Origin of the sequence: Rahnella sp. PAMC25617, from assembly GCF_050606005.1 — a bacterium.
Classification (GTDB): domain Bacteria; phylum Pseudomonadota; class Gammaproteobacteria; order Enterobacterales; family Enterobacteriaceae; genus Rahnella; species Rahnella variigena.
Window position 1 is genome coordinate 218,655 of the sequence record NZ_JBOCUM010000003.1, and the last position, 23,999, is coordinate 242,653.

At 49.9% G+C, this 23,999-nt stretch carries 24 protein-coding genes and 1 pseudogene; 9 read left to right on the forward strand and 16 right to left on the reverse strand.

Annotated features, from left to right (window positions below):
• Nucleotides 1-18 precede the first annotated feature (18 nt).
• From ACM615_RS03140 to ACM615_RS03155, 4 genes are read left to right on the forward strand one after another with little or no spacing between them, the layout of a single operon-like run.
• A complete protein-coding gene (locus tag ACM615_RS03140) occupies nucleotides 19-549 on the forward strand; it encodes a type III secretion protein (protein ID WP_232829802.1) in 531 nt (176 codons plus the stop codon).
• Nucleotides 530-1,210, forward strand: coding sequence for a type III secretion protein (locus tag ACM615_RS03145; protein WP_112287171.1), 681 nt, complete (start codon nucleotides 530-532; stop codon nucleotides 1,208-1,210). The genes ACM615_RS03140 and ACM615_RS03145 overlap by 20 nt, the downstream gene beginning before the upstream one ends.
• Entirely contained in the window at nucleotides 1,203-1,559 is a 357-nt protein-coding gene (locus ACM615_RS03150) for a hypothetical protein (protein ID WP_431011424.1), read from the forward strand. Before ACM615_RS03145 ends, ACM615_RS03150 begins: the two co-directional genes overlap by 8 nt.
• Before the next feature lie 44 nt (nucleotides 1,560-1,603).
• Entirely contained in the window at nucleotides 1,604-2,107 is a 504-nt protein-coding gene (locus tag ACM615_RS03155) for a lytic transglycosylase domain-containing protein (RefSeq protein WP_112287173.1), read from the forward strand.
• Between the two features lie 44 nt (nucleotides 2,108-2,151).
• On the opposite strand, the pseudogene ACM615_RS03160 reads toward ACM615_RS03155, so the two are convergent.
• The 11 genes and pseudogenes from ACM615_RS03160 to ACM615_RS03210 form a co-directional block, all read right to left on the reverse strand.
• A pseudogene (locus ACM615_RS03160) lies at nucleotides 2,152-3,298 on the reverse strand (IS3 family transposase).
• Between the two features lie 225 nt (nucleotides 3,299-3,523).
• Nucleotides 3,524-4,285, reverse strand: a complete 762-nt coding sequence (locus ACM615_RS03165) for a winged helix-turn-helix domain-containing protein (protein WP_431011425.1) — start codon at nucleotides 4,283-4,285, stop codon at nucleotides 3,524-3,526.
• Nucleotides 4,286-4,834: 549 nt separating this feature from the next.
• Nucleotides 4,835-5,752: a fimbrial protein gene (locus ACM615_RS03170; RefSeq protein WP_431011426.1), complete on the reverse strand. Its 918-nt coding sequence runs from the start codon at nucleotides 5,750-5,752 to the stop codon at nucleotides 4,835-4,837.
• A gap of 17 nt (nucleotides 5,753-5,769) precedes the next feature.
• A complete protein-coding gene (locus ACM615_RS03175; RefSeq protein WP_112287176.1) occupies nucleotides 5,770-6,330 on the reverse strand; it encodes a fimbrial protein in 561 nt (186 codons plus the stop codon).
• A gap of 9 nt (nucleotides 6,331-6,339) precedes the next feature.
• A complete protein-coding gene (locus tag ACM615_RS03180) occupies nucleotides 6,340-6,864 on the reverse strand; it encodes a fimbrial protein (RefSeq protein ID WP_431011427.1) in 525 nt (174 codons plus the stop codon).
• A 10-nt stretch (nucleotides 6,865-6,874) separates the two neighbouring features.
• Nucleotides 6,875-7,399 (reverse strand): fimbrial protein, encoded by a 525-nt coding sequence (locus tag ACM615_RS03185; protein WP_112287178.1) that lies wholly within the window; start codon nucleotides 7,397-7,399, stop codon nucleotides 6,875-6,877.
• Nucleotides 7,392-8,012, reverse strand: coding sequence for a fimbrial protein (locus tag ACM615_RS03190; protein ID WP_431011428.1), 621 nt, complete (start codon nucleotides 8,010-8,012; stop codon nucleotides 7,392-7,394). Before ACM615_RS03190 ends, ACM615_RS03185 begins: the two co-directional genes overlap by 8 nt.
• Before the next feature lie 5 nt (nucleotides 8,013-8,017).
• Complete coding sequence (locus tag ACM615_RS03195; protein ID WP_112287179.1) at nucleotides 8,018-8,770, reverse strand: fimbria/pilus periplasmic chaperone; 753 nt, start codon at nucleotides 8,768-8,770, stop codon at nucleotides 8,018-8,020.
• 88 nt (nucleotides 8,771-8,858) lie between these two features.
• The gene (locus ACM615_RS03200) at nucleotides 8,859-11,375 is read right to left on the reverse strand and encodes an outer membrane usher protein (protein WP_431011429.1); all 2,517 of its coding nucleotides are present in this window, start codon (nucleotides 11,373-11,375) and stop codon (nucleotides 8,859-8,861) included.
• Entirely contained in the window at nucleotides 11,375-11,932 is a 558-nt protein-coding gene (locus ACM615_RS03205) for a fimbrial protein (protein WP_431011430.1), read from the reverse strand. The genes ACM615_RS03200 and ACM615_RS03205 overlap by 1 nt, the downstream gene beginning before the upstream one ends.
• A gap of 54 nt (nucleotides 11,933-11,986) precedes the next feature.
• Nucleotides 11,987-12,523, reverse strand: a complete 537-nt coding sequence (locus ACM615_RS03210; protein WP_112287182.1) for a fimbrial protein — start codon at nucleotides 12,521-12,523, stop codon at nucleotides 11,987-11,989.
• Between the two features lie 241 nt (nucleotides 12,524-12,764).
• Between ACM615_RS03210 and ACM615_RS03215 the strand changes: the two genes are divergently transcribed.
• Nucleotides 12,765-13,973 (forward strand): hypothetical protein, encoded by a 1,209-nt coding sequence (locus ACM615_RS03215; protein ID WP_431011431.1) that lies wholly within the window; start codon nucleotides 12,765-12,767, stop codon nucleotides 13,971-13,973.
• 853 nt (nucleotides 13,974-14,826) lie between these two features.
• The gene (locus ACM615_RS03220; RefSeq protein WP_112287185.1) at nucleotides 14,827-15,105 is read left to right on the forward strand and encodes a DUF3761 domain-containing protein; all 279 of its coding nucleotides are present in this window, start codon (nucleotides 14,827-14,829) and stop codon (nucleotides 15,103-15,105) included.
• Nucleotides 15,106-15,165: 60 nt separating this feature from the next.
• Here the strand turns inward: ACM615_RS03220 and nlpA are convergent, their stop codons facing one another.
• Complete coding sequence (gene nlpA, locus ACM615_RS03225) at nucleotides 15,166-15,984, reverse strand: lipoprotein NlpA (RefSeq protein WP_431011432.1); 819 nt, start codon at nucleotides 15,982-15,984, stop codon at nucleotides 15,166-15,168.
• Nucleotides 15,985-16,214: 230 nt separating this feature from the next.
• On the opposite strand from nlpA, the gene ACM615_RS03230 reads away from it, so the two are divergent.
• Nucleotides 16,215-16,742, forward strand: coding sequence for a GNAT family N-acetyltransferase (locus tag ACM615_RS03230; protein ID WP_431011433.1), 528 nt, complete (start codon nucleotides 16,215-16,217; stop codon nucleotides 16,740-16,742).
• A gap of 43 nt (nucleotides 16,743-16,785) precedes the next feature.
• On the opposite strand, the gene ACM615_RS03235 is transcribed toward ACM615_RS03230, so the two are convergent.
• The 4 genes from ACM615_RS03235 to ACM615_RS03250 are packed head-to-tail and all read right to left on the reverse strand — an operon-like array spanning nucleotide 16,786 to nucleotide 21,647.
• Nucleotides 16,786-18,324, reverse strand: coding sequence for an MFS transporter (locus ACM615_RS03235; protein ID WP_132965639.1), 1,539 nt, complete (start codon nucleotides 18,322-18,324; stop codon nucleotides 16,786-16,788).
• Between the two features lie 40 nt (nucleotides 18,325-18,364).
• On the reverse strand, nucleotides 18,365-19,387 hold the full coding sequence (locus ACM615_RS03240; protein ID WP_132965641.1) for a Gfo/Idh/MocA family protein: 1,023 nt from the start codon (nucleotides 19,385-19,387) through the stop codon (nucleotides 18,365-18,367).
• 14 nt (nucleotides 19,388-19,401) lie between these two features.
• Nucleotides 19,402-20,469 carry a Gfo/Idh/MocA family protein gene (locus ACM615_RS03245; RefSeq protein ID WP_431011434.1) on the reverse strand — a complete coding sequence of 356 codons (1,068 nt, stop codon included), beginning with the start codon at nucleotides 20,467-20,469 and terminating at the stop codon, nucleotides 19,402-19,404.
• A 2-nt stretch (nucleotides 20,470-20,471) separates the two neighbouring features.
• Complete coding sequence (locus tag ACM615_RS03250) at nucleotides 20,472-21,647, reverse strand: Gfo/Idh/MocA family protein (RefSeq protein WP_113876999.1); 1,176 nt, start codon at nucleotides 21,645-21,647, stop codon at nucleotides 20,472-20,474.
• A gap of 284 nt (nucleotides 21,648-21,931) precedes the next feature.
• On the opposite strand from ACM615_RS03250, the gene ACM615_RS03255 reads away from it, so the two are divergent.
• Entirely contained in the window at nucleotides 21,932-22,993 is a 1,062-nt protein-coding gene (locus tag ACM615_RS03255; protein ID WP_113876998.1) for a LacI family DNA-binding transcriptional regulator, read from the forward strand.
• 94 nt (nucleotides 22,994-23,087) lie between these two features.
• On the forward strand, nucleotides 23,088-23,933 hold the full coding sequence (yghU, locus tag ACM615_RS03260) for a glutathione-dependent disulfide-bond oxidoreductase (protein WP_132965646.1): 846 nt from the start codon (nucleotides 23,088-23,090) through the stop codon (nucleotides 23,931-23,933).
• Nucleotides 23,934-23,999: the final 66 nt, after the last annotated feature.

Here is a 23,999-nt window from a genome sequence, read left to right on the forward strand (position 1 = left end):
GTCGGAGATCCGCGCATAATGTCCATTTTATACGCCCCGGCAAGCTATACACATCGCAGCCACCTGCCGGAGATATTCCGGGCGAGTGAAATCCGAGAGGACAGGCTACTTAATTTCTGGCTGCTGAGGCACGGCAAACTCTCTGACCTACCCGCACGCTGGCAGCCCGACGAAGCCATGTGTTCGCTATTGCTTTCGCACTGGCATCTGATCCCCCTTGCTGCACATTTGGTTGGTGGCTATCTGCAGCGGAACAGACTGCCTGAAATGGGCGCTGTGCTGATGTCTGACCCACGTCTGCTGGCCTTTATCTCTTTGCCGCTGCTTCTGGAGGTAACGCTTGATGAAGGCGATATCCCGTTTGATACCGCTTCCTGCGGCGCAACGTTCCTTCTGGGGCAGTTCCCAGGGTTACCTGCCGCGCTGCGACAGCGTCTGATGCTGCACTTTCCTTCCGGCATGGCGCTTGCGCAATTCGCGGCCCCCAAAACGCTAAACCACATTAATTTGCTACGAATGGCCTTCACCTATGCGCACCATTACTATTGATGAGTTACCCGAAGACCTGCATCGCCTGACGGTGATTAAATCTTCTGAGCGAACCCGCCATCAGCGGATAGCCATGGCGCTGGAACGAACCCTAAATCGCTGCAGTGAAATTCATGCCGAGTATGAGTTACAGACGGTCAGGCTGCGTGAAAACCTTGAGAGGCAAGCGTTCCAGACCGGCTTTGAGCTATTTTTCTCGCAGCTGGTGACGCTGCTTGACGAGTATCAGCGCCAGCAGCAAAAGCGGCAGGAGGTTTTTCGCCAACAGATCGGCACAGCCCTCAATCAGTCCTTACACGACCCGATGATCGTTGAGCGCATTATCCATCACCTTCAGGAACAGTGTGGGCATCAGAAAGCGCTGCGCATCGTTATTCCCCGAGCAGTAAAGCTGCCGGAAGGCGCGGACATCTCGAACTACCTGTATACCGATGATAATCACATCACCGTGCAAAATGACATGGATGCGGTGCGCTTTCCTAGTGAAACGCTTTGCCGCACGTGGCTACAGCAGGCGGATGAAAAGACCGCCGGTTTTAATGAAACTATCAACAACCTGACGCCCGACATGCTTCGCAATCTGGCTGGGAAACTCATCGCTATGAGCCACCGGATGCCTTCAGAAACCGTCAACTCAGATAAGGATGAAAACAATGAGTAGCATTAACAGTATTGCCTCTTCCTCGCCGTACGTGAAAGACGGTGAATCGTCGGATGAGAGATTTAACGATAAAGTACTCCACTATTTCCAGCAGAATAAGCCCGACGATAAGCTGAGCGATGTGATGGATCAAATGCGGGCACTTTCCCCCGATAAGAACGTATCGATGCATCAATTGAACGAAGCGTTGCTCTACTCCGATACCTATTTGCGCAATACCGATGAGTACAAAGATTATGCGAACAACGTGCTGGACAAGCGCACCTTCCAGCTGCTCGGCGTGAATATGTTTTTTAATAATATGATGTATAAAAGCTTTACCGAGACCGACAGCGATCCGTCGTTATAACCTTCCCCGCTATTAATCCCGGCTTAGTGCCGGGCATACAAATCATGAAAATAAAATCATTTACGCCCGTTGCTTTAACCTTATCTCTTTTGTTCTCCCCTTTTGCTACAGCACAAAAGGTAGATTGCATTGTCGAAGCCGCGCAGTGCTTCCAGATTAACCCCCTGCTGATTAAGGCTATTATTTGGCAAGAATCCAGAAACCGTCAGCAGGCTATGAATCGCAATACAAATAGCACCGTTGATGTTGGCATTATGCAAATTAACACTGTGCATTTTAAGGCCTTAAAGTCCCTGGGCATTGATGAAGCTTTGTTGCGAGAGAATAGCTGCGCTAATGTTTTTTCAGGTGCCTGGGTGCTCAAGCAAAGTATTGAGCGCTATGGCTACACGTGGGATGGAATCGGTAACTATCATTCTAAGACGCCGGTGCATCATGACAGGTATGTCAAAAAAATCATTTCCCTAATTGCACATCAAACGGCGGTCATTGATAAAATAGAAGTGGCCAGACAAGAAGGCATCCGCGAGCGTTTTGTCTGTCGATAAAGGAGTAAGAAATATGATCCTACCCATGTAATGTGGACATGGCCTTAAGCGAGGTTCTGGTTTTCAAATTGTTCCTGCCGAGTGCGCCGCAAGCACTGTGGCGACGCCAGCGATTGTAATCGCACTTTATATAATTAAATACCGTCGTCCGCATTATTTCCCGGCTGGCAAAGCTTTCTCCGTGAATACATTCCACCTTCAGCGAGTGAAATAAGCTTTCTACGCAGGCATTGTCATAACAGCAGCCTTTTGCGCTCATGCTCCCGCGCAGATTATGGCGTTTCTGTAAGGTCTGATAATCCGATGAACAGTACTGTCCACCACGATCCGTGTGAACAATGAAATTTTCCGGGCGTTTACGCCGCCAGAGCGCCATTTGCAATGCATCACACGTAAGCAGTGCCGTCATACGCGGTGACGTCGACCAGCCAATTACGGCACGCGACCGCAGGTCGATGACCACCGCCAAGTACAACCAGTCCTCTTCCGTACGTAGATACGTGATGTCACATGCCCACCTTTGGTTCGGGCCCTGGCGCTGAAGTCCTGATTCAGCAGATTATCTGATAGAGGCAGACCATGTTCATGATAGCTGACCGGGCTGAACTTCCGGGTAGCTTTCGCCCGCAGCCCCTGACGACGGAGGCTGGCGGAAATGGTTTGATGTTGTACTCCGATTGTTCATCAGCTAGACGTGGCGCACCATAACGCTGTTTCGCCTCAGTGAATGCCTTACGGACAGTAGCATCACAGATGACCCTGAACTGCTGTCGCTTGCCTGACTGATGGCTGCGCAGACGCCAGACATACCAGCCTCTGCGTGCAACTTGAAGCACACGACACATGATTTTGATACTAAACTCAGCCCGATACTTTTCGATAAAGACATACTTCATTTCAGGCGGTTCGCGAAGTATGTCGCGGCCTTTTGAGAATGGCCAGCTCTTCTGCCCGCTCCGCCAGCTGCCATTTCATACGGGCTATTTCAACAGACATTTCCTGCTCACGTTCGGAAGAAGAATGTGCATTCTTCAGCTTGCTGCGCCAGGCATAAAGCTGTAATTCATACAGGATGAGTTCTCGGGCAGCAGCGGCAACACCGATACGTTCTGCAAGCTCTAGGGCTTCGCTGCGATATTCAGACGTGCGTTGCTTACGGGACTTTTTGGTGGTTGATGCTGGTTTTGTTATGAGTCACCTCTGATTGAGAGTTTACTCACTTATTCACGTGTCCACTATTGGTGGGTAAGATCAATAACGCAAGCATCTTGCTTGCGTTTTGGAATCAGAATGACGAGGCCGCAAAGTCGAGAAGCTTCAACAGGTAATCGACTAAAAAATAATAAAAAATTTCATTACGCTGTTTAATTGTTGTTTACTAAAAAATTATCCAAAAATTATATCTAAGGTTATTAATTATTTTGACTTTATATCTTGCAGCGTGACGCATTGAGCGCTTAACACATTCGCCTTAGGGTGGCAGATTGCTCCTTCAACCGTGTTGCAACAATGCAAAAAATTATTGCCTTCCGGCGGGACAAGGTCTAATGGCATCTGGCCAATATTATTATGATTTTTAATAAAATCCAGCGGGTTACTTCTTGCCGTCATGGCAACAAAAATGAGACTAAAAAAAAGAGCAGCTACTGCACTTAAAAATAACGTCTGCGGTGTAAACTTCTTTCTTTCAGGCACCGCTCTGGGAGCAGAATAAGGGATGATCGACATCGAATTAGCACTCACTGGAATGACGTTAATCATCGACTGGGTTGAAAAGGAAACGTTATCTACTTCGATATTTCTAGGAAAAGAAGACTCAAAACCAGGTTTATTGGGTTCTATTTCAGGCTCTTCCCAGCAGGGCCCGGCCGTGAGTTTATACCCCAACTTTGGGATAGTGACAATAATACTCTTCGCATCATCCCCCAGGCTTACTCTTAAAGAACGGATCACCTGTGCAATACTTTGCGAAGTCACATAACCGCCCCCCCATACTTCAGCAAGAAATTCAGTCTGAGAAACCGGTTCAGGGTATTTTTCGCAAAGTAATGCAAGCACATCTGACTGCTTTTTCCTTAATTGTAAAACAGTATCGTCTTGTTGCAGCGTTCTGGATTTTGGATTAAATGTGAAATTAAGAAAGTAAATTTTTCCTGGATTTACTACGCATTTTTTCATTTTAAATCCCTTTGCGTTTAGCTTTATGAGTGAAGGTACCTTCAGAAAAAAGCATGAGTGAATATCTCAATCCATGATCTTAAATATCTTCTGCGAAATTTTCAGATAACAAAAATCCAACTTATTTATAACCTTAGTTATACAAACTAGCGGGGAATAATGTCTTCTTTATCACGATGTAGACAACAGAATTGATCTCGATGCAAATTTACTGTGAACGCAATATTACAGTACCATTCAAATCACAATATTTGAAATTGTTTTCAACGATCGATGTGTATTGGTCCATAGCCAAAACAAATCACTCAGTTTATTTTCAGGAACATATTTTTAGTCAGTTCATCCTTATAAGAAGTATTGGAAAAGGACGTCCCTGTCGCCACTGAAAGTAATGTCCTCACGCTACATGAATATTTACTTTTTCCGGGATGATAACTAAAAATATGAATACGTGTTATGAGTAGGGAATACTTAATACACCCTCTTTTTGCAGGCAGAAATATAACACTCGCTGGTAAGGCGCTCTATCAAAAAACGCCTCAAGCGATCCTACTGCTGGGTGATGATCAATGTTGCCGAGGCATTAAAAGCACCTGTTTTTATATCTTCATAACTGACCGAGGTAGGTTTGACTGGCGTAAAACTCAGTGGTACCGAAATACTGCCATTGACTACACTGAGCTGCTGCGTGTTACCATTGGTAACGATATTCCCGTTCCAGCGCATGACGACCCCGAGATTATTGTTACTGGTAGTAATGGCATTATTATTCCAGGAGGTTGGAGTTGTGTTCATCTTTACCTGAAAATCAACTTCATGGGTGACATCACAGGTTATGTTGAGGCTTTTTTCCACCGTCTGTGCGGAAGTCCCGGAGCTTTGAATCTCACTTCTTTCAAGCTCTCCCAGTTCAACTAACAACGTCTCTCCGGAGAGGATTTTGCAAGTTGACGTGTTTATATCTACATCGTTCGCCGCAATGAAATACCAGATGTAATAGTTTTGCGCACCGTGGTTATTTCTCTGGATAAACTTAATTTGCGCAAGCCTGTCTCCCCGTCTGATCTGCAACGACTTACCCATGCTGGTTAGCTCGAAATAAAGCTCTACGGGTAAGCTTTTAGTTTCCTGTGCATTGAGACTAAAGATCTCAACTTCAGGTACAGGCTCAGGATAAACCTTTCCAGAAATGATAACGCCGCCCTTAAGATCCTTGAAGATGGCGGAGTTGAGGCTCATTCCGTTACTGGCAAGCCACATGGAATCGACCCAACCGCCGTCTACAGAGTCGTTTTTGCAGCTGATCTGCGAACGGAGATCGACAATCTTGTTTCTACCGGTATTGACGTCCGGGCTGACGTTTACGTTAACGTCAGCATCTCCGCCGTTCCAGCCAATGGAATTACATGAGTAGGCCCATGCGCCCTGAGGCACCGCCAGCAGAATAATAAATAAGGGTAATTTCATATCTGAATGTGATTCTCCTAGGGATAATTAAGCTCGAATGTCGCTAGCGCCTCAAATGCTCCACGGCGTAAGGTATGTGCAGCCAGCGCGGAAGGTTCTCCAATAACGTAACCGTACAGCACAAGATCGTTGGTTCCGCCGGCGAGCGTAAAAGCGGGCACGGTCTTATTCAACGGCAAGGGTGTGCCGTCCTTCTGCTCCAGGCCAAGCGCGATGCCGCTGGCGGCCGAGTTGCTAAGCGCCAGAAAACCCGGTAATTCCTTGCTCTGCGTCCCTTTAAACGTGACCTCTACCTGATTACCCAGGCTCAGATCGCACTCCAGCAACCTGAGGGCGAAGGGCTGCGCGTGGGTACGAGTGTTAAGGTATAAATAGGTATCGATTACCGTGCCGAAATCCAACGTAATATCCGTCGTGTTCGGGTCCAGCTCGCAGGGATCGGCAACCAGCGTCCCATCAAATTTCAGGTTGTCGCTGGTGACTTTCAGGCCACCGTTTCCTGCCGCCGCGTGCCCGGCTAAAGCCATCATAAACAACAGCATGCCCACGCTGCGTCCGGCTAACGTTCTATTCCCCATTTCTGTTCCTTATAAATACTCGGCCAGCAGCGTTGCTGTAGCGGAAAACGCCCCTTCGCCCAGCTCATCGATGCCGGGATCTTTTACCGGCACAGCCTCAAGCGTGGGCGGATGCTGATAAAGGATGTCGAGGGATCTGTTAATCTCCATCGGCTGACCGTTCTGTTTAATCTGGATCCCTAGCCCACGGATATTGGTCGCGAGCGCGCTGCGGTCAAAGGACGTTGCGCTGCCGTTTACCGCAAGGGTCAGACGCCACGCGGGGTCAACATCGTCACAAATCAGCTGCCAGGCGATAGCCTGCTGGTAACGCACCCCGTCAATTTTATGGATGCCAACATTGTCAAAGTGGATGTTTACATCACGATCGTTATTGATGTGGCACGGATGGATCCTCAGCGTGCCGTGAAAGGAAATGTCGTTACTGTCGCCGGTTGCTGCGGCATGCGCCGACGTGAGCTGAACGCCTGCCCCGGACAGCAGCAGCGCCAGCGCCAGGCTCCTTCCGCAGCCGCCGTAAACTTTGTTCTTCATCCTGATTGCCTCAGTTATAAGCCACTTTTAACGTGGCGCTGGCGTTGAATGCCTGTCCGTCCTGAAAACGTGCGCCGCTCTGTTTTTCCAGCACGGCGTACAGCGAAGGCTGGCTGGCATTATCGAAGTTGAACCATTGATTTACCGGCAGCGTTTCGCTTCCTTTAAGCAATTTGATGCCAAGCCCGCTGGCATCAGTTTTTAGCTGTTTCCCATCAAAGCTGGCAGCGCTACCGGCAATCTGCATTTGCAGCGTTTTACCGTCCGGATCGCCTTTGCAGGTCACCTGATAGGGAACGGGCTGTTTATAGGTCTCACCAATAATTTCATTGATATAGACGTCACCGAATTCCACCTTAATCGGGTCAGATCCGCTAAAAGTACACAATGCGGTCGCCACCACCGTGCCGGTAATGCGAACATCTAAATTACTGGAGCCCGCCGCTGCCGCATCCCCCCCCAGCAGCATTCCCGTCATTGCGAACAGGGCCATTGCTCCCCATCGGGCAAATATCATCTTTGGATCCTTAGTCATAATTCAGCCTGAAGCCGACCGTAGCCTGCCATGTCCCCGCCGTTAACGGGGCCGGAGTGCGTTCGGGCTGCACGTAGTAGACCAGCGCATCATTGGTCGGGGTGACAAACTGCGGCAGCGTACGCTCGCCTAATCGCACGCCACGCCTGGCGCTGTCGGCGATCCTCAAACCCAGCCCGGTGAGGCCGTTCACCTGCACCAGCTCGGGGCTGTCGGCATCCGCGGGGGCCAAAAAAGTCACGCTGACAGCCGGCTGAAGCGAATCCCAGCTGCTGTTCCCGCTCCACGTATTGAGCATCTCTGACCCGCTGCGCACGCAGTCACGTAATCTCAGCGTAAAGGCTACCGGCTCACCGCGATCGCCCGGGTTTCGCAGCGCCTCGGTTGATGTGTTGCCGAGACTGACTTCCTGAGTTTGAGAAGTCATGTCGAGGCGACATGCCCCCTCGACAAAATCGCCCGAAATATGCAGTGCCCCGTTTACGCCTTCAACGTTCCAGTTGTCGGGCAGAGCCCAAGCCGTCGGCGGCAGCACCAGCGCCAAAGCCAGGGCGCTGGCAGCGCGGTTGCACCCTGCCAGAACGTGGTAATTCCACTTGTTTTTCTTCTCCATCAGCCTCACCCGGCTTTACTCCCGGTGACCCGGCAAACGTTGCCCGCGCAGTTGAAGATAAGCTTCGGTCGCCCGCCGTAGTCGTTAATCCATGCCAGCATCGGTTTCTGTCCCAGCGTCGATGCCTTGATGTTCAACAAAGCATCTGAACGAGGGGCAATCATCACCGGATCGAAGCCGGCAATCGGGGGGCTGTCCGAGTGTTCGTATGCCCCGGCCAGGGTCACGTAATAGGGGCCAGGATTAATAACGCGGTATTTATCGCCTTCGCGCTTAAGCGTAATTTTTTCCTGCCACACGCTTTCGCCTTCGGATCTATTGATTTCAATGGATTCCGGCCGATAGAACAGCTTGATTCGCGTCTGCAGAGCAATCTGCAAAGTATTGGCTTTCGTGCTTTTGGGCGGGATTTCACGCAGATTAAAGTAAAATAGCGACTCTCTATCCTGAGGCAGCGTGCTGGCATTCCCCATCAACTGCAGTTTCACCTGGCCTTTTGCCAACGGCTCTACTCGCTGTAGCGGCGGAAGCGCGGTCAGAGGTTGGGTGATTTTGTTACCTTGCTCATCTTCTACCCATGCCTGAGCAAGATAGGGCAACATTTTATTCTGGTTGGTGATATTTAAACTGATCGATTTATTTGCACCGTTAAAGACGGCACGCGTACGGTCAAGAGCAATGGCTGCCGTCGCGCTTTGGCTGATCAGCACGGCAATCAGGGTGGTGGAGGTCATCGTCAAATAAGAATAGTTTTTCATCAATTGAAACTCGCTTTGCAGGATGTCGCCGTGCCGTCTTGCGCGGCGACCGAATTGTCATTCACTCTTTTGCCTGATAGCAGGGGGCTTAAGCCCGTACGCTTTGGCACAGCAGCATTAGATTATCGGGGGCCGTGGGCAAGGGTTTCGGCAGACTCAGCTCGCACTGGGTTTTCCCATCCCATACCACTCGCATCGATTCTCCGGCATTCATTCCGGTTAGCCAAACCTGGCCGCCATCGTTAACGATCCCAGCCTGATGACCGCCGAGCCCCATAACTACTGCACCAAACGGGGGCGTAGTGCCGTCCGCAAGACGGATGGTGACCATCGCTTTTTCCCCGGCAATAACGCCGAAGCGACGCAGACCGATCGCGCCTTCGGTCAGGGTACCCTGCACCACCGAGCGCGTAGCCTCAACATCATCCGCCAGCTTGTTGACGTCCACGCTAACGCTGCTTCGGTAGTAGCTGCTGATGTCCGACACGACGGCTTTTCCAAACCGGTTAGTCTCGGTAACACCACCGTATCCCCGCACCGGAACGCCGCTGACGCCCGAGGTATCGACCATCATTCGCGTTCCCCCCATTGTGCTTACGCGGTGTAACGCAACGCCTTCCGTAGTGCCCGTTATGCCGCCCTGAGCAGAAAGGCCGACGGAGTGATAGCGGCTACCTTCGTAGCTGGTGTTGACGCTCATTTCCGCGCTATTCCCCTGATGGGTGAAGTAACCGCTGCCAACCGCATTGCCTCTGCTGCCCGCTCCGGCCTTGACCCGATAGCTGTTATTGCTATCGAGGCGTTCGAAATACCCCACCGTAGTGCTATTACCCGTGCTGCCTGCCTGGCTGTCGAAATTCAACGTGCTGCTGTTACCCCACGGCAATGACAGGCTGAGATACATGCCGTCATCGCTAGTGTTGTTATAAAGCGTTCGATAGGCCGACAGGTTGAGGCTGACGTTTTTAAAACGCCAGGCATCGAAATAGCGCGACAGGGAGAGGTTGTAACTATCGTTATCCGGGCGGTTCCAGTAGGTTTGGTGGCTATAGTTCGCATAGGCACTCAGGCCCAGACTACGGAACTGCTTGTTGAAAGCGATGGTGTACAACTCTTTATTGTTGTTACCGACGATGCCGTGATAGCGCACGTTCAGATATTCACTCATGCTCATAAAGTCGCGCTGAGAAAAGCGATAGCCCGCAAAGGTGACCTGGCTGTCGTATTCGTCAAAACGTTTGGAATAGCTAAGACGCCACGAGCTGCCCGTTTTTGTGTTGTCCCTTGGCAGTTCCGCATGGGACTGAGTGACGTCAAATGAAAGCGCCCCTAACGCCAGCAAATCGCGGCCAATCCCTGCCGCCAGCGCGTGATAGTCGTCGGCCAGCAAACTCCCGCCATACAATGACCATCCGTTATTCACCCCCCAAGAGAATTCGCCGGTGGCAAACCCCGGCCCTTGGCTATCGTGCCGGTAATCTGAAGGTTTACCGAAGGCGAGTTTGTATCGCACGCTGCCCGGGCGCGTAAGATAGGGAATGCTTGCTGTATCAACCTGAAAACTGTGCGAAGTGCCATCCTGCTCCTGAACCTTCACATCCAGAGTGCCCGAAACGGCGGTGTTCAAATCCTGAATCCGAAACGGCCCTGCGGCGACCGTGGTTTCATGGATAACCCGTCCCTGCTGGCTAACGGTCACTTTAGCGTTGGTTTTTGCCACGCCGACGACTTCCGGCGCGTAACCGCGCAGGTTTGGTGGCAGCATATTGTCATCAGACTCCATGCTGGTTCCGGTGTAGCGGAAACTGTCGAACATGCCGGAATTGAGGTAGTTCTCACCGAGCATCAGCTTCGATTTTAACGAGGGGATCGCCCGCCAGGCGTAGTAGCGGCTCCACTGCCAGTCACGCTGCGTGTTGTTCATGGAGCCACGGGTATGGTTGTACTGCCCCTGCCAGTCGGCGCGAAAACGCCAGGCACCCAGGTTAAACCCTGTGGTTCCGTTGCCGCTGAGCGACTGGACATCCCTGCGGCTCGCGCCGGTAAAACGCGACGACTGTCCGTTAAGGTTGTAATCAAAAATTCCCCCGGCAATACCGTCATCCCAGCGAGCGGGTGGATCCCAGTTGTCAGCGGTATATTCCAGATATGCCTGGGGAACATTCAGGTAGAGCGCGCTTTCGCCTAGAACTGCCCGCGCGCTTACCCCCGGCAGGCTCGCGTTATCCAGACATTGCCCGCTGTGCCACCACTTGAGATCGCGCAAAGCAGAAGCTTTTAAACCCAGTTGAGCAATGACCTGTGGCGTAAGGCACACTTGGCTGCCGTGAGGATCGTTATCCGGTTTAATAAACGCTAACGTTTGCTCCGGCAGCTCGGCTTTGTTCAGACGGATAACCATCTGATACTCACCCGGCATGATGTACCCTGCCTGAGAAAACTGGCTAAGGTCGATGTGTGAACGGTCACTAATATCCAGGACATCCGTGTTGAATTCTATTGCGTCTGCCGCGTATCCCTTTGCCCCCTGAAAAGCCAGCGTCACCATCAGCGCTACAGGACAACGGCGCAGCCATGCGCCGGCGTGATATAAAACCTGCCTCATCAAAAGTAATCCAGTTTAAAACGCACGGTAGTGGAGTAAGCCCCGGCCCGTAGTTTTTGATGGTTGCCCACCAAACGTAGTGAGTAATCAAGGCGCATGGCACCGGGCTGCAGCAGGCCCGCTTGCGAAGCAATGCCGGGCTGCATACGGTTTCCTGTGGCATCAGAAATCTCTAACCCGATACCTCGAGCGCCACCGTGGAGAGCAAACAGCTCGCCGTCGGTAACGGGACCATCAAAGGTCACCATGAAATGCGACCAGTCCTGCTGGTTAGGAATCAACTGCTCAAAGGCGCAATTTTCCAGATGAATACTGAATGGCTTAGAAGGGCCAGCACCGTCACGGATGACTTGTTCCAGTGGGATAGTCATCAGATCAATCACCTGTTCCCGACTGGCCACGGCGATCGCGCAGGGTGTGTCGATGATCGAACCCTGCATGCTTACCTTTCCATGCCCCTGATCCGCCGCATTATTCGCCAGCGCACCTGAGGAGGCCAGGCATAGCACAAGCCACACCAGCAGGGAGGGCACTACAAACGAAACACTGCTATTCATAGGTATCTCACAAACGAAAACCGTATAGAAAAACGCAGAAGGCCCGCTGTGTGCTTACTGATAGGCCAGAGTAAAATTGGCAACCGAGGTGAAGGAACCTGGCACGACCGTTGTGCTCCCGCCATTTCCTTTGAGGTAGGCGGAGTAGGTCAGCGTGTTATCACCCTGCTGTGTTTTTGTCGCGGAACTGGCGGTGCCAAGAGGAATATTGGTGCCCTCATCGTTGGTAATGCCGATAGCCGCCCCGCTGGCGCTGCTTCCGACAATTGCCAAATAGCCGGGCTGAGCGCTGGATTCCGGTCCGGTAAAGGTAATGGTGACGGTTTTATCCGTAAGTCCCGAGAGGTCGCAGCTTTCCAGTTTGATATCAAACGGACGCGGGTTGGACTTTCCGCCGTTGAGCAGAGATTTATTGGAGATTTCGCCCAAATCGACGGTCTGCTCAATGGTTTCAGGGGTAATTGAACAAGGGGCATCAATAATACTGCCGGTAAACTTAACCGTGCCGTGTCCCTGATCGCTTGCCTGTGACTGGCCTGCCAGTACAGCAGCCCCCATACCAAAGGCCCAAACCAATTTGGTTAATTGCATTTACTCATTCCTTTATAAGTTTCTTACTAGCGTTATTCACAAGAAGCCTCGTTGCCACGACCGCGCAACGGGAATTAACTAATTTACGTTAGTGATTTAAAAACTGATATCAAAAACCGCCTCAATTCCCCCCACAAGCGAAATATATAAAAAGCGTTTTTTAGAAGAAATTCTTTGGAGGGAGATATACGATTTAGCATATTGCTACATTATCTATTAAATCGACACTCGGAACTAAATCATGTCTAATTCACTAAGCGTACGTGACCAAAATAGTTTTATTTCAGCCTATAAGAACTTACTTAATGACAGTGACAAACGCATTCATAAAGGCGATGTCAATACGCTGAACAGAATTCTCAATAAATGCGATAAAGTTGAGGTCGGCCAGCTGCTAATGACAAAAATGGAATCATGTCCAAAAGACCCTGTCGCGCTGAAAAATACTTTCAGTAATTTATTTGACAAGCTTGAAGCGCAGAATTCCAAAATGCATGATAAGAAAGAAGAGAAGCTTAAAAATATTCAACAGAAGCTTGCCCCGGTTGTGCAGGACATTCACAAAAATGAAATAAATGCTCACAATGCCAAAGTAAACGGTGAGATTAAAGGTCTTGCTGATGATCTCCAACTCATTTCAAGAAATATTTCTCAGGAAAAAAATGAGATCGCCAAACTTAAGGAAGAAATTAACAAAGCTGATGTGCAAATTAAAAAACTGCATAATGAGATTAAACCTCTGGCCGATGCGCTAAAGAACACCTCCTCGGAAGACTTTGCGGTCAAAGATGCCAAGCGTTTAAAAGATACTGAAGCAAAAATCAGTAAACTCGAGGCCAAACAAAATGCCGAAATCAGTACATTAAATAATAAAATTGCCGCGCATGAAAATAGCCGTGCGGTTTTACTCGATTTTGCAAGGAAACACGGTGTAAGCAGTGCCGAGCAGGATCTGAGAAAAGCTGAGAGCGGCGCTATTTATGATAATCGCGATACGGGCTTTGGCACCACCAGCTGGCGTGAACATCTGGGCAGCGATAAATATGCCATCAAGCACTTCGGTTACGATTTAAAAGAAGGCCGCCGTCAATATTCTGATCTCATTAAAGTGCCCAACCATAAGGGCAAACAGTGGCAGAAACTGATGCAGAACTTCGATGATGCGCCAAAAAACATCAGGGCTCTGCAAAGGGAAATATCGCAACTCAAGAATGAATATAAAAGTGATATTGGTCAGGTTAAGCTTGAGAACCGTCTTTCTGCCAAACAGGAGATTGAGCAGCGAATTAATTTTAAACAAGAAGCCATTCACTCATTAGAAAAGAGCAAGGAAATTGTATCAGGGGATATTAAATCATGCCATGAGTATATATCTGTGCTAGAAGCCAAGAAGACTCCGCTCATAGCGAAAATGGACGAGCTTAAGTCCCAGATAAAACAAGACAGCTAAGTCATTCTGTTTTCCTAAGGTAAAATCCACGCTCCGGCGTGGATTTCATCCCGATCACATAAACTCATCTACTAATATCATGCCCTCCTGCCCGCGTTTAGATTGCTCATGTCTGGCACGCTGACCCACTATCAATCGCAATCCCAATAAGCTCATCAAATGAGTAACTTTTACGCTTGGTGAAAATGTCATTCAGATAAAGGTAGCGGTCCTTACGGCTAAGTTATGCCTCTCTATCGGTGCCAAAAAATCTACGCAGACAACGCTTAGAAATAGCATATGCCCGGTATGAGCGTTGAGCATTGGAATACCCAGGTTAGTTTGATAATGCCCTCGATTACCAGTGCCTTCATTGCCCGCTCATGTATTGGAATAATACAGCCGCAGGTAGTTTTATCCCGTATGACCAGATAGTAGCCTTTGGTCATGACGCCATTTCCCAGCACACTCTTACTGTTAACTCGAAGCTGTACGTCATTTTCATGCCAATCCCTTTTTTTTATTATGGGTATTCCGGCATCATACTCGTGATTTCTCTTGAGCTAAATTATTTTAAACAAGGAAATATTTGAAGGAGTATTCTGATAAAAATATTGGATAAATGCGCCTGGCTTAGCATGCGGTTTTACAAATTATACTCCCGATGATAGACGCTAATATTTAATTTCCATTTTTCACTAAAATGATTAAATAAATGGTTCCTGAAGGGGACACCATTTCACAGTTCACATAACGACGTTCAGTAAGACAATTAACTACTGATTAAATATCAGTATTGTCTGTATGGGTATAAGGAGTAATCTCCTCGCCAATCATTCAGGTAATACAACCATAACAGGGACAAAGTGCGATCATGCGCTTACTGGGTTTTTTGCTATTTGCAGTCAGTCTTTTATTGAATCCGGCAATTGCCAAACAGCACACGCAACCTTCCTCAACCGATAATGAGCTTATTGAGCAAGGAGATTATACCAATTCAGATGGGCAGGAAATTCACCGGCCGGCGCATACAAAGTCGGGCAATGCTCCTGATGGCGCATCGGCTCAGTGCAGAGATGGAACCTACAGTTTCAGTGCTCACCGTCGAGGGACGTGCTCGCGACATGGTGGCGTGGCAGAATGGCTTAACTAAATTAAAAGCCCGCAATTAAGCGGGCTTCTGTAAATAGCAGATTTTGTAATGCAAACTCCATCACCAGCCCGGAACCGCCCCGCCGTTAAAGATTTTCTCGGCTGCTTTCGCCACTTCGGGAGACTGATACGATTTCAGAAACTCCTGCACATTTTCCGCGTCTTTATTGTCGGGACGTGAAACCAGAAGATTCACGTACGGCGAATTTTTATCTTCGATAAATACGCTGTCATGCACCGGTGATAATCCGGTTTGCTGGATATAGGTGGTGCTGATGATGGCAGCATCGACTTTCGGGTCATCGAGCACGCGTGGCAGTTGCGCGCCTTCCAGTTCCATAATGTTCAGGTGATGCGGGTTTTCAGTGATATCCAGCGTCGTCGGCAACAGGCCTTTGCCGTCTTTCAGGGTGATCAGTTTCTCTTTTTGCAGCAACAGAAGCGCGCGGCCTAAGTTGGTCGGATCGTTGGGGATCGCCACGGTGGCGCCGTCTTTAAGCTGATCAACGGTTTTAATCTTTTTCGAGTAACCCGCCATCGGGAACACAAAGGTGTTGCCGACCGCCACCAGATGATAACCGTGAGCTTTGTTATCCTGATCGAGGAACGGGCGGTGCTGGAATACGTTGGCATCCAGGTCGCCGTGTTCGGTTGCGTCATTCGGCAGTAGAGAGCCGCTGAAACCAACCAGTTCTACGTCCAGACCGTATTTGTCTTTGGCGACTTTTTTAGCGACTTCCGCCACATCCTGCTCGGCGCCGTTAATCACGCCAACTTTGATATGTTTGGCATCACCGCTTTTTTGATCACAGCCCGCCAGCAGTAATCCCGCCAGCAAAACCACAGCACCAGTACGTAAATGAGGGAACGTCAGTTTCACTTTTTTTCCTTAAAAAATAACCGCTAATGCGTAATGAACTGACTATAACAGGAGGATTAACGCGGTTTAAAAAACCAATAAAGCACTACTAAGAAGAAAAAAGCATATAGATGACTCCGCTTATCTCCGGCATCCAGATCTTTTCCTTATATCTGTGATAAACAGTTTGCCCTCCCAGCTCCTTTTCGGAAAGAGTAGGCTATATCGAAATCACCCACGAGACCGGAAAGATGGAAATTATTGAAGCAGATAAACAACATATCCCTGCCATGCAGAAAATTTATGCCTGGCATGTTTTGCATGGGACGGCCTCGTTCGAAACTCAGCCGCCTGATGAACATGAAATGGCGCTGCGCCTGAAAAAAATTCAGGAAGCCGGTTTGCTGTGGCTGGTGGTTTTGCATGAGGGGGAAGTGAAAGGGTATTGCTATCTGGGCCGCTATCGCGAGCGTTTTGCTTACCGCTATACGCTGGAGGATTCGATTTATATCGATGCCGGTTTTCAGAAACGTGGCGCGGGTAAAGCGCTACTTCGCCGGGCGATTGACTGGGCGGAAATGCACGGTTTTCGCCAGCTGGTGGGGAATATTGGCGACAGCGAAAACATGGCGTCGATTAATCTGCACCTCGCTGCTGGTTTTCAGGTGAAAGGCACCATGCATTCTGTTGGTTTCAAGCATGGCCGCTGGCTGGATACGGTGTTTATGCAGCGTGCGCTGGGTGACGGGAATCAGACCTTGCCTGCGCAGGAGAGCTGACCGGAAATGAAAGCGGGCAGACTATCTGCCCGCATTTTACTGATTATTCTATCGCTAATTTTTCCCTGGTATTTTTTTGCGTTGCGCTGCCGCCCCACACCTCATTGTATTCGTAACCCGTCAGGTCTTTAATCACCTTGCGTGATACCGCGTCGCAATCTTCCTGGGCGCCGCCCAGTTTCAGGCGAGCAGTTTCTTTGATCAGAATTTTATGCGTGTCCCGCGTCAGCTTGAATTTGAAGGTCATGTAGAAACTGATTGCCAGCAATGCCCCGGTGGCAAAGATCATCAGTCCGATGATCGCGTTTAACGCGCTGAGCGGTTGCGCGCCCTGCCCTTTCACAAATCCGCTTTCTTCCAGCACCAGACCAACAATCATAATGGCAATCGCGACAGTACTTTTACGGGTAAATACCATGACACCGGCAAAAATACCCTCGCGACGTTTTTTGGTGACTATCTCATCGACGTCCGGAATAAAGCTGTAAATATTCCACGGGATATAATAGAGCCCTGAACGACCAAAGCCTAAAACAACGAAAATGGAAGTAAAGAGAATTAGCGGCACCGCTGTGTTGGTAATATAAATATAAAACAGCGCAGCCAGTACAAAGAAGATACAGCCATACGCTATCCGCAACGCAGCGGAAGGCGAAACATTCAGCCTTTCCATCACCATCATATAAACAACTGTTGAAGGTACAGAAACAAAAGCTGCGACGCTTAAATATCCCGAAACCGCCCCAACATCCTGATGCAAGCCATAAACCACATAATAGGTAAATACGGCACCAAATACGTCCATTGCAGTGAATGACGCAATATAAATAACAATATGCTGACGGAACATGCGAATATTAAAGGACGAAATAAAATCCAGCACCAGACTTTTCAGATGATGCCAGAGGCTGCCGCCCGTTTCCATTTCCGGTTCAGGCTCATTCGGATCCCGCACATCCTTCGCCTCCCAGGTACATAACCAGGTAGTGAATACCGCAATACAAAATACTGTGGCGAAGAACATCCCGGTATAGGTATACGTCATCGGATTATCTTTACCGGTAAACATCATGATCACGCCCGGTACAGACACGGCAAGAAAACCGCCAAGCTGCGAGCAAATCATGCGCACACCGGCCAGGCGGGTACGTTCACCGAAACGGTTGGTCATCTCTGCAGCCAGGGTTTCCCACGGCACCAGCACCATCGCCGACAGTAATTCAATCGACAAATACGTTCCGAGATAATACCAGTAGCCCATGTCCTTGACCCAGACCAGCGCATACAGGAACATCAGCGGCGAACTGATCAGCAGGAAAAAGCGACGGCGGCCAAACCGTTTACCCAGCCAGGTATTACCAAAGTGGTCGGTAATATAGCCCATGATCGGACTTAATATTGCGTCAATCACTCGGGCGATAGCGAAAATAGATCCCGCTTCTAAAACAGTCAATCCGCAATACATGGTATAGAAGAATAAAAGCCAGGTACCGATAACGGCGAATGCACCGCCACCAAATAAGTCAGTTACGCCATAGCCTATAGCCGTGCCGTAACCGACTCTGCGCTCAGTAGGTTTCATTATTATTATCCTGTGAAGGTAAAGTTATTATTAAAATTATTTAATCAGCCAGAGTTATCCATTTTCCTGATTGTGATGAGCGATAAATCGCCCCGACCATATTCAGAGACACTTCGGCCTGTGAAACAGAGATATAATTTTTTTCTTCAGGATGACGAATGGAATAATAGAAATTTGATACTGCCTGACGATGACTGTCGCCCCAGTAGCTTTTGGTGGTTCCTGACGGACTGTCGTCGCTGACCAGCAGCGTTTTATTTTCTCCTTCAATCAGCCACAGCGCGTTGTGATGTAACTGCAGCAGTCCTTTTTCACAATGAATTTCCAGCAGCAACGGCGAGTCAGTGCTGTGACAATTGGTTGCGTAAAACAATCCTCGCGCACCGTTAACCATTTTCAGGCTGGCCATCGCGGTATCTTCATTTTCAGTCAGATCACTGAGAAACGTTCTTTCCACCACGCCCTTCAGCGCCAGCACGCCGCCGCTAAACCACTGCATTAAATCCAGCGTGTGGATCGCCTGATTGATCAGCAGGCTGCCGCCTTCGGTGGCAAAACGCCCGCGCCACAGGCTTTCACTGTAATACGCCCCGCCGCGTGACCAGGTCAGAACGGCTTTGATGCTCAACATGTTGCCCAGCTGCCCGCTGTCCAGCAGTGCTTTGATTTTCTGACTGGAAGGGTTCAGGCGGTTCTGATAACACACGCCAAGCACTCCGTCAGCCTGCGCCTCTGACCGTTTAATGGCGCTGACTTCACCGATATTCAGCGCCACCGGTTTCTCGGTGAAAACATGCTTTCCCGCCGCCAGCGCGGCGAGAATCGCTTCCAGATGTAAATGATGTGGCAGACAGATATGCACCACGTCAATCAGCGGATCAGATAACATTTCGTGATAATCAGTATAAAAATCACAGCCATATTCCAGCGCCAGCGCCCTGCCTTTGCCAATATTGCACTCAGCAATGGCCCTTAACTGACAATCTGGCTCATGCTGAATCGCCGTGACATGGCAGGTATGGATGGCACCACAACCGATCACCGCAGCCCCAAGAGTTTTCATGATCCGCTCCCGATTCAGTGGGTTTCGTTAGCCAGCATCTGCGCCCGCACGCACAGTTCGGCGGCCTTAAACGCATGTTCCTGCGTCATGGCTTTTTCGGTGCGGTTAAGGCAATCCAGTATCAGCTGACCGAAGAACGGGAAGCCGACGTTGCCGGAAACCGGATAACGGAACTCCCCTTCCCGGTTCACCAGATACACCACGTCCTGCTCGCCGCGTGTGAGATCGACATATTTGCGGATCTCGATATAACCTTCAGTACCAAGCAGCGTCAGACGCCCGTCGCCCCATGTGCTCAGCCCTTCCGGCGTGAACCAGTCGCAGCGGAAATAACCGCGCGCGCCGTTTTCACCTTCCAGCATGGTGTCGCCAAAATCTTCAAAGTTCGGATATTGCGGATGATTGAAATTCAGTGCCTGAGCCGCTACGACGTGAGCATTGCTGTTGCCGGTGTAAAACAGAAACTGTTCAATCTGATGGCTGCCGATATCACAGAGAATGCCGCCAAACTGCTCTTTCTCATAAAACCAGTCTGGTCGTCCTTCGCCTTCGCGATGCGGACCGGTGCCGAGCGTCTGGATCACACGTCCGATCGCCCCTTCCTGCACTAACTGGCCGGCGAATACCGCGCTTTCCACGTGCAGACGCTCGCTGTAATACACCGCATATTTACGTCCGGTTTCGGCTACTTTTGCCTTCGCCGCTGCCAGTTGTTCCAGCGTGGTCAGTGGCGCTTTATCGGTGAAATAATCTTTCCCGGCCGCCATCACTTTCAGCCCCAATGCACAGCGTTCAGACGGAATGCCCGCGCCCGCTACCAGTTGCACTTCTTTATCATCGAGGATCATTTGCAGGGATCCGGCAACTTTCACCTGCGGATACTGCGCAACAAACTTCTCTACTTTTGCAGGGTCAGGATCGTAAACCCATTTCAGGCTGGCTCCTGCTTCAATCAATCCGTTACACATGCCGTAGGTGTGCCCGTGATCCAGCGCCGCGGCGGCAATCACGAATTCACCCGGTTTTACCACCGGCTGCGGTTTGCCTACCGGCGCATAATTCATACCGTCTTTGTTGCTCATGTTCAGGCTCCTTTATCCATGTTTTTGCCGAGCGGGATCGCGTCTTCATTGGCGAAGTTTTCTACCGATGCAGATTTCTCATAAAAGTGCGGGGCGAGCGAAACCAGTCCGCCGGTCTGATAGAACGGGTCGGTGGAAGCCAGCGGGAGGGTCACGATACTGCGGGTGATGGCGGATTTATAAATGGCGGCGATAAGTTCCAGCGAACGCTTGCCCTGCACGCCGTCGATCAGCGGCGCGGTGCCGGTTTCCAGGGCGGTGAGGAAATTGTCAATCTGGCCGATATGCAATGTATAAGTAAGTTTGGGGATCGACTGGTAAATGTCTTCGAGCTGATTTTCACGATCGGTATCGCGCTCATCTATCGGGAAGCCGTTCGGCGCTGAAATACTGGCGTATTTATCCCACGGGGCAGAAATTCGCGCTTTCTCGCCCTGAATGACAATCTTCTGATCTTCACCATGATGCACTACAGAGGCCGTCAGCTGGGTCAGCGCGCCGGTGTCATATTTGAAAATGGCTGCCGAGAGATCTTCCACTTCGGCGTTATCGTGCGCAGCATTGGTGATCATCGACACCACTTCAGACGGGAAACCGAGCATCCACTGGATAGCATCAATATGATGAACTGCATGATTCAGCGTGCAACCGCCCGCCTCTTTTTCCCAGGTGCCGCGCCACCACAAATCGTAATAGGAATGACCACGCCACCAGAATGAATCGACCTGCGCATGACAGACTTTGCCGGTTTCGCCGGAATCCAGCACTTTCTTCAAACGCCAGAACGCGTCGGTAAAGCGATTCTGCGCAATAATTGACAGCGTTTTACCACTCTCTTTTGCTGCACTGATCATGGCATCGCATTCCTGCAACGATGCCGCCATCGGCTTTTCACATAACACATGCTTGCCCGCATTCAGGGCGTTGATAGAAATTTCGGCATGGACATACGGTGGCGTACACACGTCAAAAACGTCGATCTCAGTATCGCCGAGGATTTCCTCATGGCTGGCATACACCTTCGCATTGGTCAGGCCATAATGACGTTTTTTCTCTTCCGCCTTTTCAGGATAAATATCTACCAGCGCAACAATCTGGCAACGATCAGCAAACTCTAAATATCCCTGAATATGATTATGCGAAATATTACCTGTACCAATAATTGCTATTTTGAGCATTATCTTTCTCCTTCTATTAAAGCGGGCAGCAGGCTGACTTAAGCCGGACACAAAGGGGCATCGCGTTGAAATTTTTAAATATTCAGCGCAAATAAAAACCTTATTTTGTGTTGCTGAGATTTATATTCCGGAGAGTAGTAATGGTTTTTTTTTCCAACAACCGTTATTTGTGACAGGAATTGCAGTGCAGTTTTCGCAATTTGCTATCATCCTCAATAGTCCATCAATTACAAACGGTTAAGCGTGGCAATAAGTCCATCAGCATATGAGGCATTGATCACAAAATGACGGGAAAATTAAAAATCAGGCAAATTGCGGAGTTAACCGGGCTTTCTCCGAGTACTGTTTCCCGTGTGCTGGCGGGTAAAGCCAATGTCAGTCCGCAGGCAAAAGAAAAAGTATTTAACCATGCAAGAACAATGGGTATTTTACGTGACATTCCGGCCAGCCGTTTGTTAATGAATTGCCTCCTGATCTGTGCGCCCCCGGCGGCATTCTCTCCGCACGAAGACCGTTATTATTATGAAGTGATCCAGGAAATAACCACTGAAGTAGCGCGCTTTGATATCCATGTCCGCAAATGTGCGCTGGCCGTCAATGAGCCGGATATCGCGGTTTTTATGCAGGCACTGCACCAGCCGGATGTCGACGGGATCGTCATCATCGGTATAGATGACGTGATGCTGTACCGCCTTGCCGCTGAATCCAACAAGCCGGTGGTGATGATTAATGCCAAAGACAGCGAAATGCGCCTCGATTGCGTGTCGGCAGATCATTATTCCATTGGCTACAGCGCGGCCAATTACCTGTTTCTCAGAGGACATCGCCCGGTGTTGTTGTTCACCGACCTGCGTCGTGAAACCATGATGCAACGCCTCGATGGCTTTAAACGTGCCTGCCTCGAACATCACATTGCGTTCGATGAAGCCAGCCATCTGCTGATAAATCATGGCAACGGCAAAGAACAGGCCAGGCAAACGATGGATAAATACTTGCGGGAACATAAACGGGAGATGCTGCCTTCCGCCATTATTTGCGGTGGCGATCCGATGGCACTGGCTACTGTGGAAGTGCTGACGGAACATGGCATCAGCGTGCCGGAAGACATTTCGGTGATGAGTATTGATTTTGCCCACGATGCCAAAAATACTCTGGCACAAGGTTTCACAGCCGTGCATCTGCCTTGCCGCGAACTGGGGACTGAGGCGGTTTATATTCTGCAGAGCCGTTTAATGCGGGCCACAGGTGCGAAATTCAATCTGTTGCTGCAAGGCAACATTCACACCGGCCAGACAGTGGCCGATGTAAAATGGAAGCGTAAAGGGTTGTATCCTGCGGCCAGTTAGCCGCATTGTCTGAGGGCACATTCTCAGCGTCATCGTTGGGTATCTCCTGCTAGACTTTTGAGTCTTAACCTCAAAAAAAGATGCGGAGAATGTCATGTCAGAACAGTATCAGCCACCAAAAGTCTGGACCTGGAATAAAGACGAAGTCAGCAAGTTCTCGAACATCAACCGCCCGATAGCGGGCCCGACACATGAGAAAACGTTGCCGGTCGGCAAACACCCGCTTCAGCTTTATTCGCTGGGCACACCAAACGGCCAGAAAGTGACGATCCTGCTGGAGGAATTGCTGGAACAGGGTGTCAGCGGTGCGGAATACGATGCGTTTATTATCCGCATCAACGAAGGCGATCAGTTCTCCAGCGGCTTTGTTGACGTTAACCCGAACTCGAAAATCCCGGCACTGCTGGATAACTCCGCTACGCCGCCGATCCGCGTGTTTGAATCCGGCAATATCCTGCTGTATCTGGCCGAAAAATTCGGTAAGTTCCTGCCGCAAGATCTCGCCGGTCGCACCGAAACCCTGAACTGGTTGTTCTGGCTGCAAGGCTCTGCGCCTTATCTGGGCGGCGGCTTCGGACATTTCTATCATTACGCGCCGGTGAAAATCGAATACGCCATTAACCGCTTCACGATGGAAGCCAAACGTCAGCTGGATGTACTGGATCGCCAGCTGGCAGAGCACCGTTTCATCGCCGGTGAAGAATACACCATTGCCGATATCGCTATTTTCACCTGGTACGGCAGTCTGGCGCAGGGCGGCTTGTACGAATCCGCCGAATTCCTCGACATCAAATCCTACAAGCATTTCCAGCGCTGGGCCGCTGATATCGCCAGCCGTCCGGCGGTGAAACGTGGCCGTATCGTCAACCGCACCTGGGGTGATGAACAGCTGGAAGAACGCCACGATGCGTCCGATTTTGATGGCGTGCTGAAGTCGTAACGGACTGACAGCAGGTAAAAATCCGCCTTCGCAGAAGGCGGCATTGCTTAGATACAAAAAGGGCGG

Bases quoted from the DNA above. Each gene is read 5' to 3' on its own strand.
- ACM615_RS03170 (WP_431011426.1), bottom strand. From the start codon at position 5,752: ATGAAATTACCCTTATTTATTATTCTGCTGGCGGTGCCTCAGGGCGCA.
- ACM615_RS03200 (WP_431011429.1), bottom strand. From the start codon at position 11,375: ATGAGGCAGGTTTTATATCACGCCGGCGCATGGCTGCGCCGTTGTCCT.
- ACM615_RS03215 (WP_431011431.1), top strand. From the start codon at position 12,765: ATGTCTAATTCACTAAGCGTACGTGACCAAAATAGTTTTATTTCAGCC.
- ACM615_RS03220 (WP_112287185.1), top strand. From the start codon at position 14,827: ATGCGCTTACTGGGTTTTTTGCTATTTGCAGTCAGTCTTTTATTGAAT.
- ACM615_RS03155 (WP_112287173.1), top strand. From the start codon at position 1,604: ATGAAAATAAAATCATTTACGCCCGTTGCTTTAACCTTATCTCTTTTG.
- ACM615_RS03240 (WP_132965641.1), bottom strand. From the start codon at position 19,387: ATGAAAACTCTTGGGGCTGCGGTGATCGGTTGTGGTGCCATCCATACC.
- ACM615_RS03195 (WP_112287179.1), bottom strand. From the start codon at position 8,770: ATGAAAAACTATTCTTATTTGACGATGACCTCCACCACCCTGATTGCC.
- ACM615_RS03165 (WP_431011425.1), bottom strand. From the start codon at position 4,285: ATGAAAAAATGCGTAGTAAATCCAGGAAAAATTTACTTTCTTAATTTC.
- ACM615_RS03250 (WP_113876999.1), bottom strand. From the start codon at position 21,647: ATGCTCAAAATAGCAATTATTGGTACAGGTAATATTTCGCATAATCAT.
- ACM615_RS03150 (WP_431011424.1), top strand. From the start codon at position 1,203: ATGAGTAGCATTAACAGTATTGCCTCTTCCTCGCCGTACGTGAAAGAC.
- ACM615_RS03230 (WP_431011433.1), top strand. From the start codon at position 16,215: ATGGAAATTATTGAAGCAGATAAACAACATATCCCTGCCATGCAGAAA.
- ACM615_RS03145 (WP_112287171.1), top strand. From the start codon at position 530: ATGCGCACCATTACTATTGATGAGTTACCCGAAGACCTGCATCGCCTG.
- ACM615_RS03175 (WP_112287176.1), bottom strand. From the start codon at position 6,330: ATGGGGAATAGAACGTTAGCCGGACGCAGCGTGGGCATGCTGTTGTTT.
- ACM615_RS03180 (WP_431011427.1), bottom strand. From the start codon at position 6,864: ATGAAGAACAAAGTTTACGGCGGCTGCGGAAGGAGCCTGGCGCTGGCG.
- ACM615_RS03185 (WP_112287178.1), bottom strand. From the start codon at position 7,399: ATGACTAAGGATCCAAAGATGATATTTGCCCGATGGGGAGCAATGGCC.
- ACM615_RS03245 (WP_431011434.1), bottom strand. From the start codon at position 20,469: ATGAGCAACAAAGACGGTATGAATTATGCGCCGGTAGGCAAACCGCAG.
- ACM615_RS03140 (WP_232829802.1), top strand. From the start codon at position 19: ATGTCCATTTTATACGCCCCGGCAAGCTATACACATCGCAGCCACCTG.
- ACM615_RS03210 (WP_112287182.1), bottom strand. From the start codon at position 12,523: ATGCAATTAACCAAATTGGTTTGGGCCTTTGGTATGGGGGCTGCTGTA.
- ACM615_RS03255 (WP_113876998.1), top strand. From the start codon at position 21,932: ATGACGGGAAAATTAAAAATCAGGCAAATTGCGGAGTTAACCGGGCTT.
- ACM615_RS03235 (WP_132965639.1), bottom strand. From the start codon at position 18,324: ATGAAACCTACTGAGCGCAGAGTCGGTTACGGCACGGCTATAGGCTAT.
- ACM615_RS03190 (WP_431011428.1), bottom strand. From the start codon at position 8,012: ATGGAGAAGAAAAACAAGTGGAATTACCACGTTCTGGCAGGGTGCAAC.
- ACM615_RS03205 (WP_431011430.1), bottom strand. From the start codon at position 11,932: ATGAATAGCAGTGTTTCGTTTGTAGTGCCCTCCCTGCTGGTGTGGCTT.
- yghU (WP_132965646.1), top strand. From the start codon at position 23,088: ATGTCAGAACAGTATCAGCCACCAAAAGTCTGGACCTGGAATAAAGAC.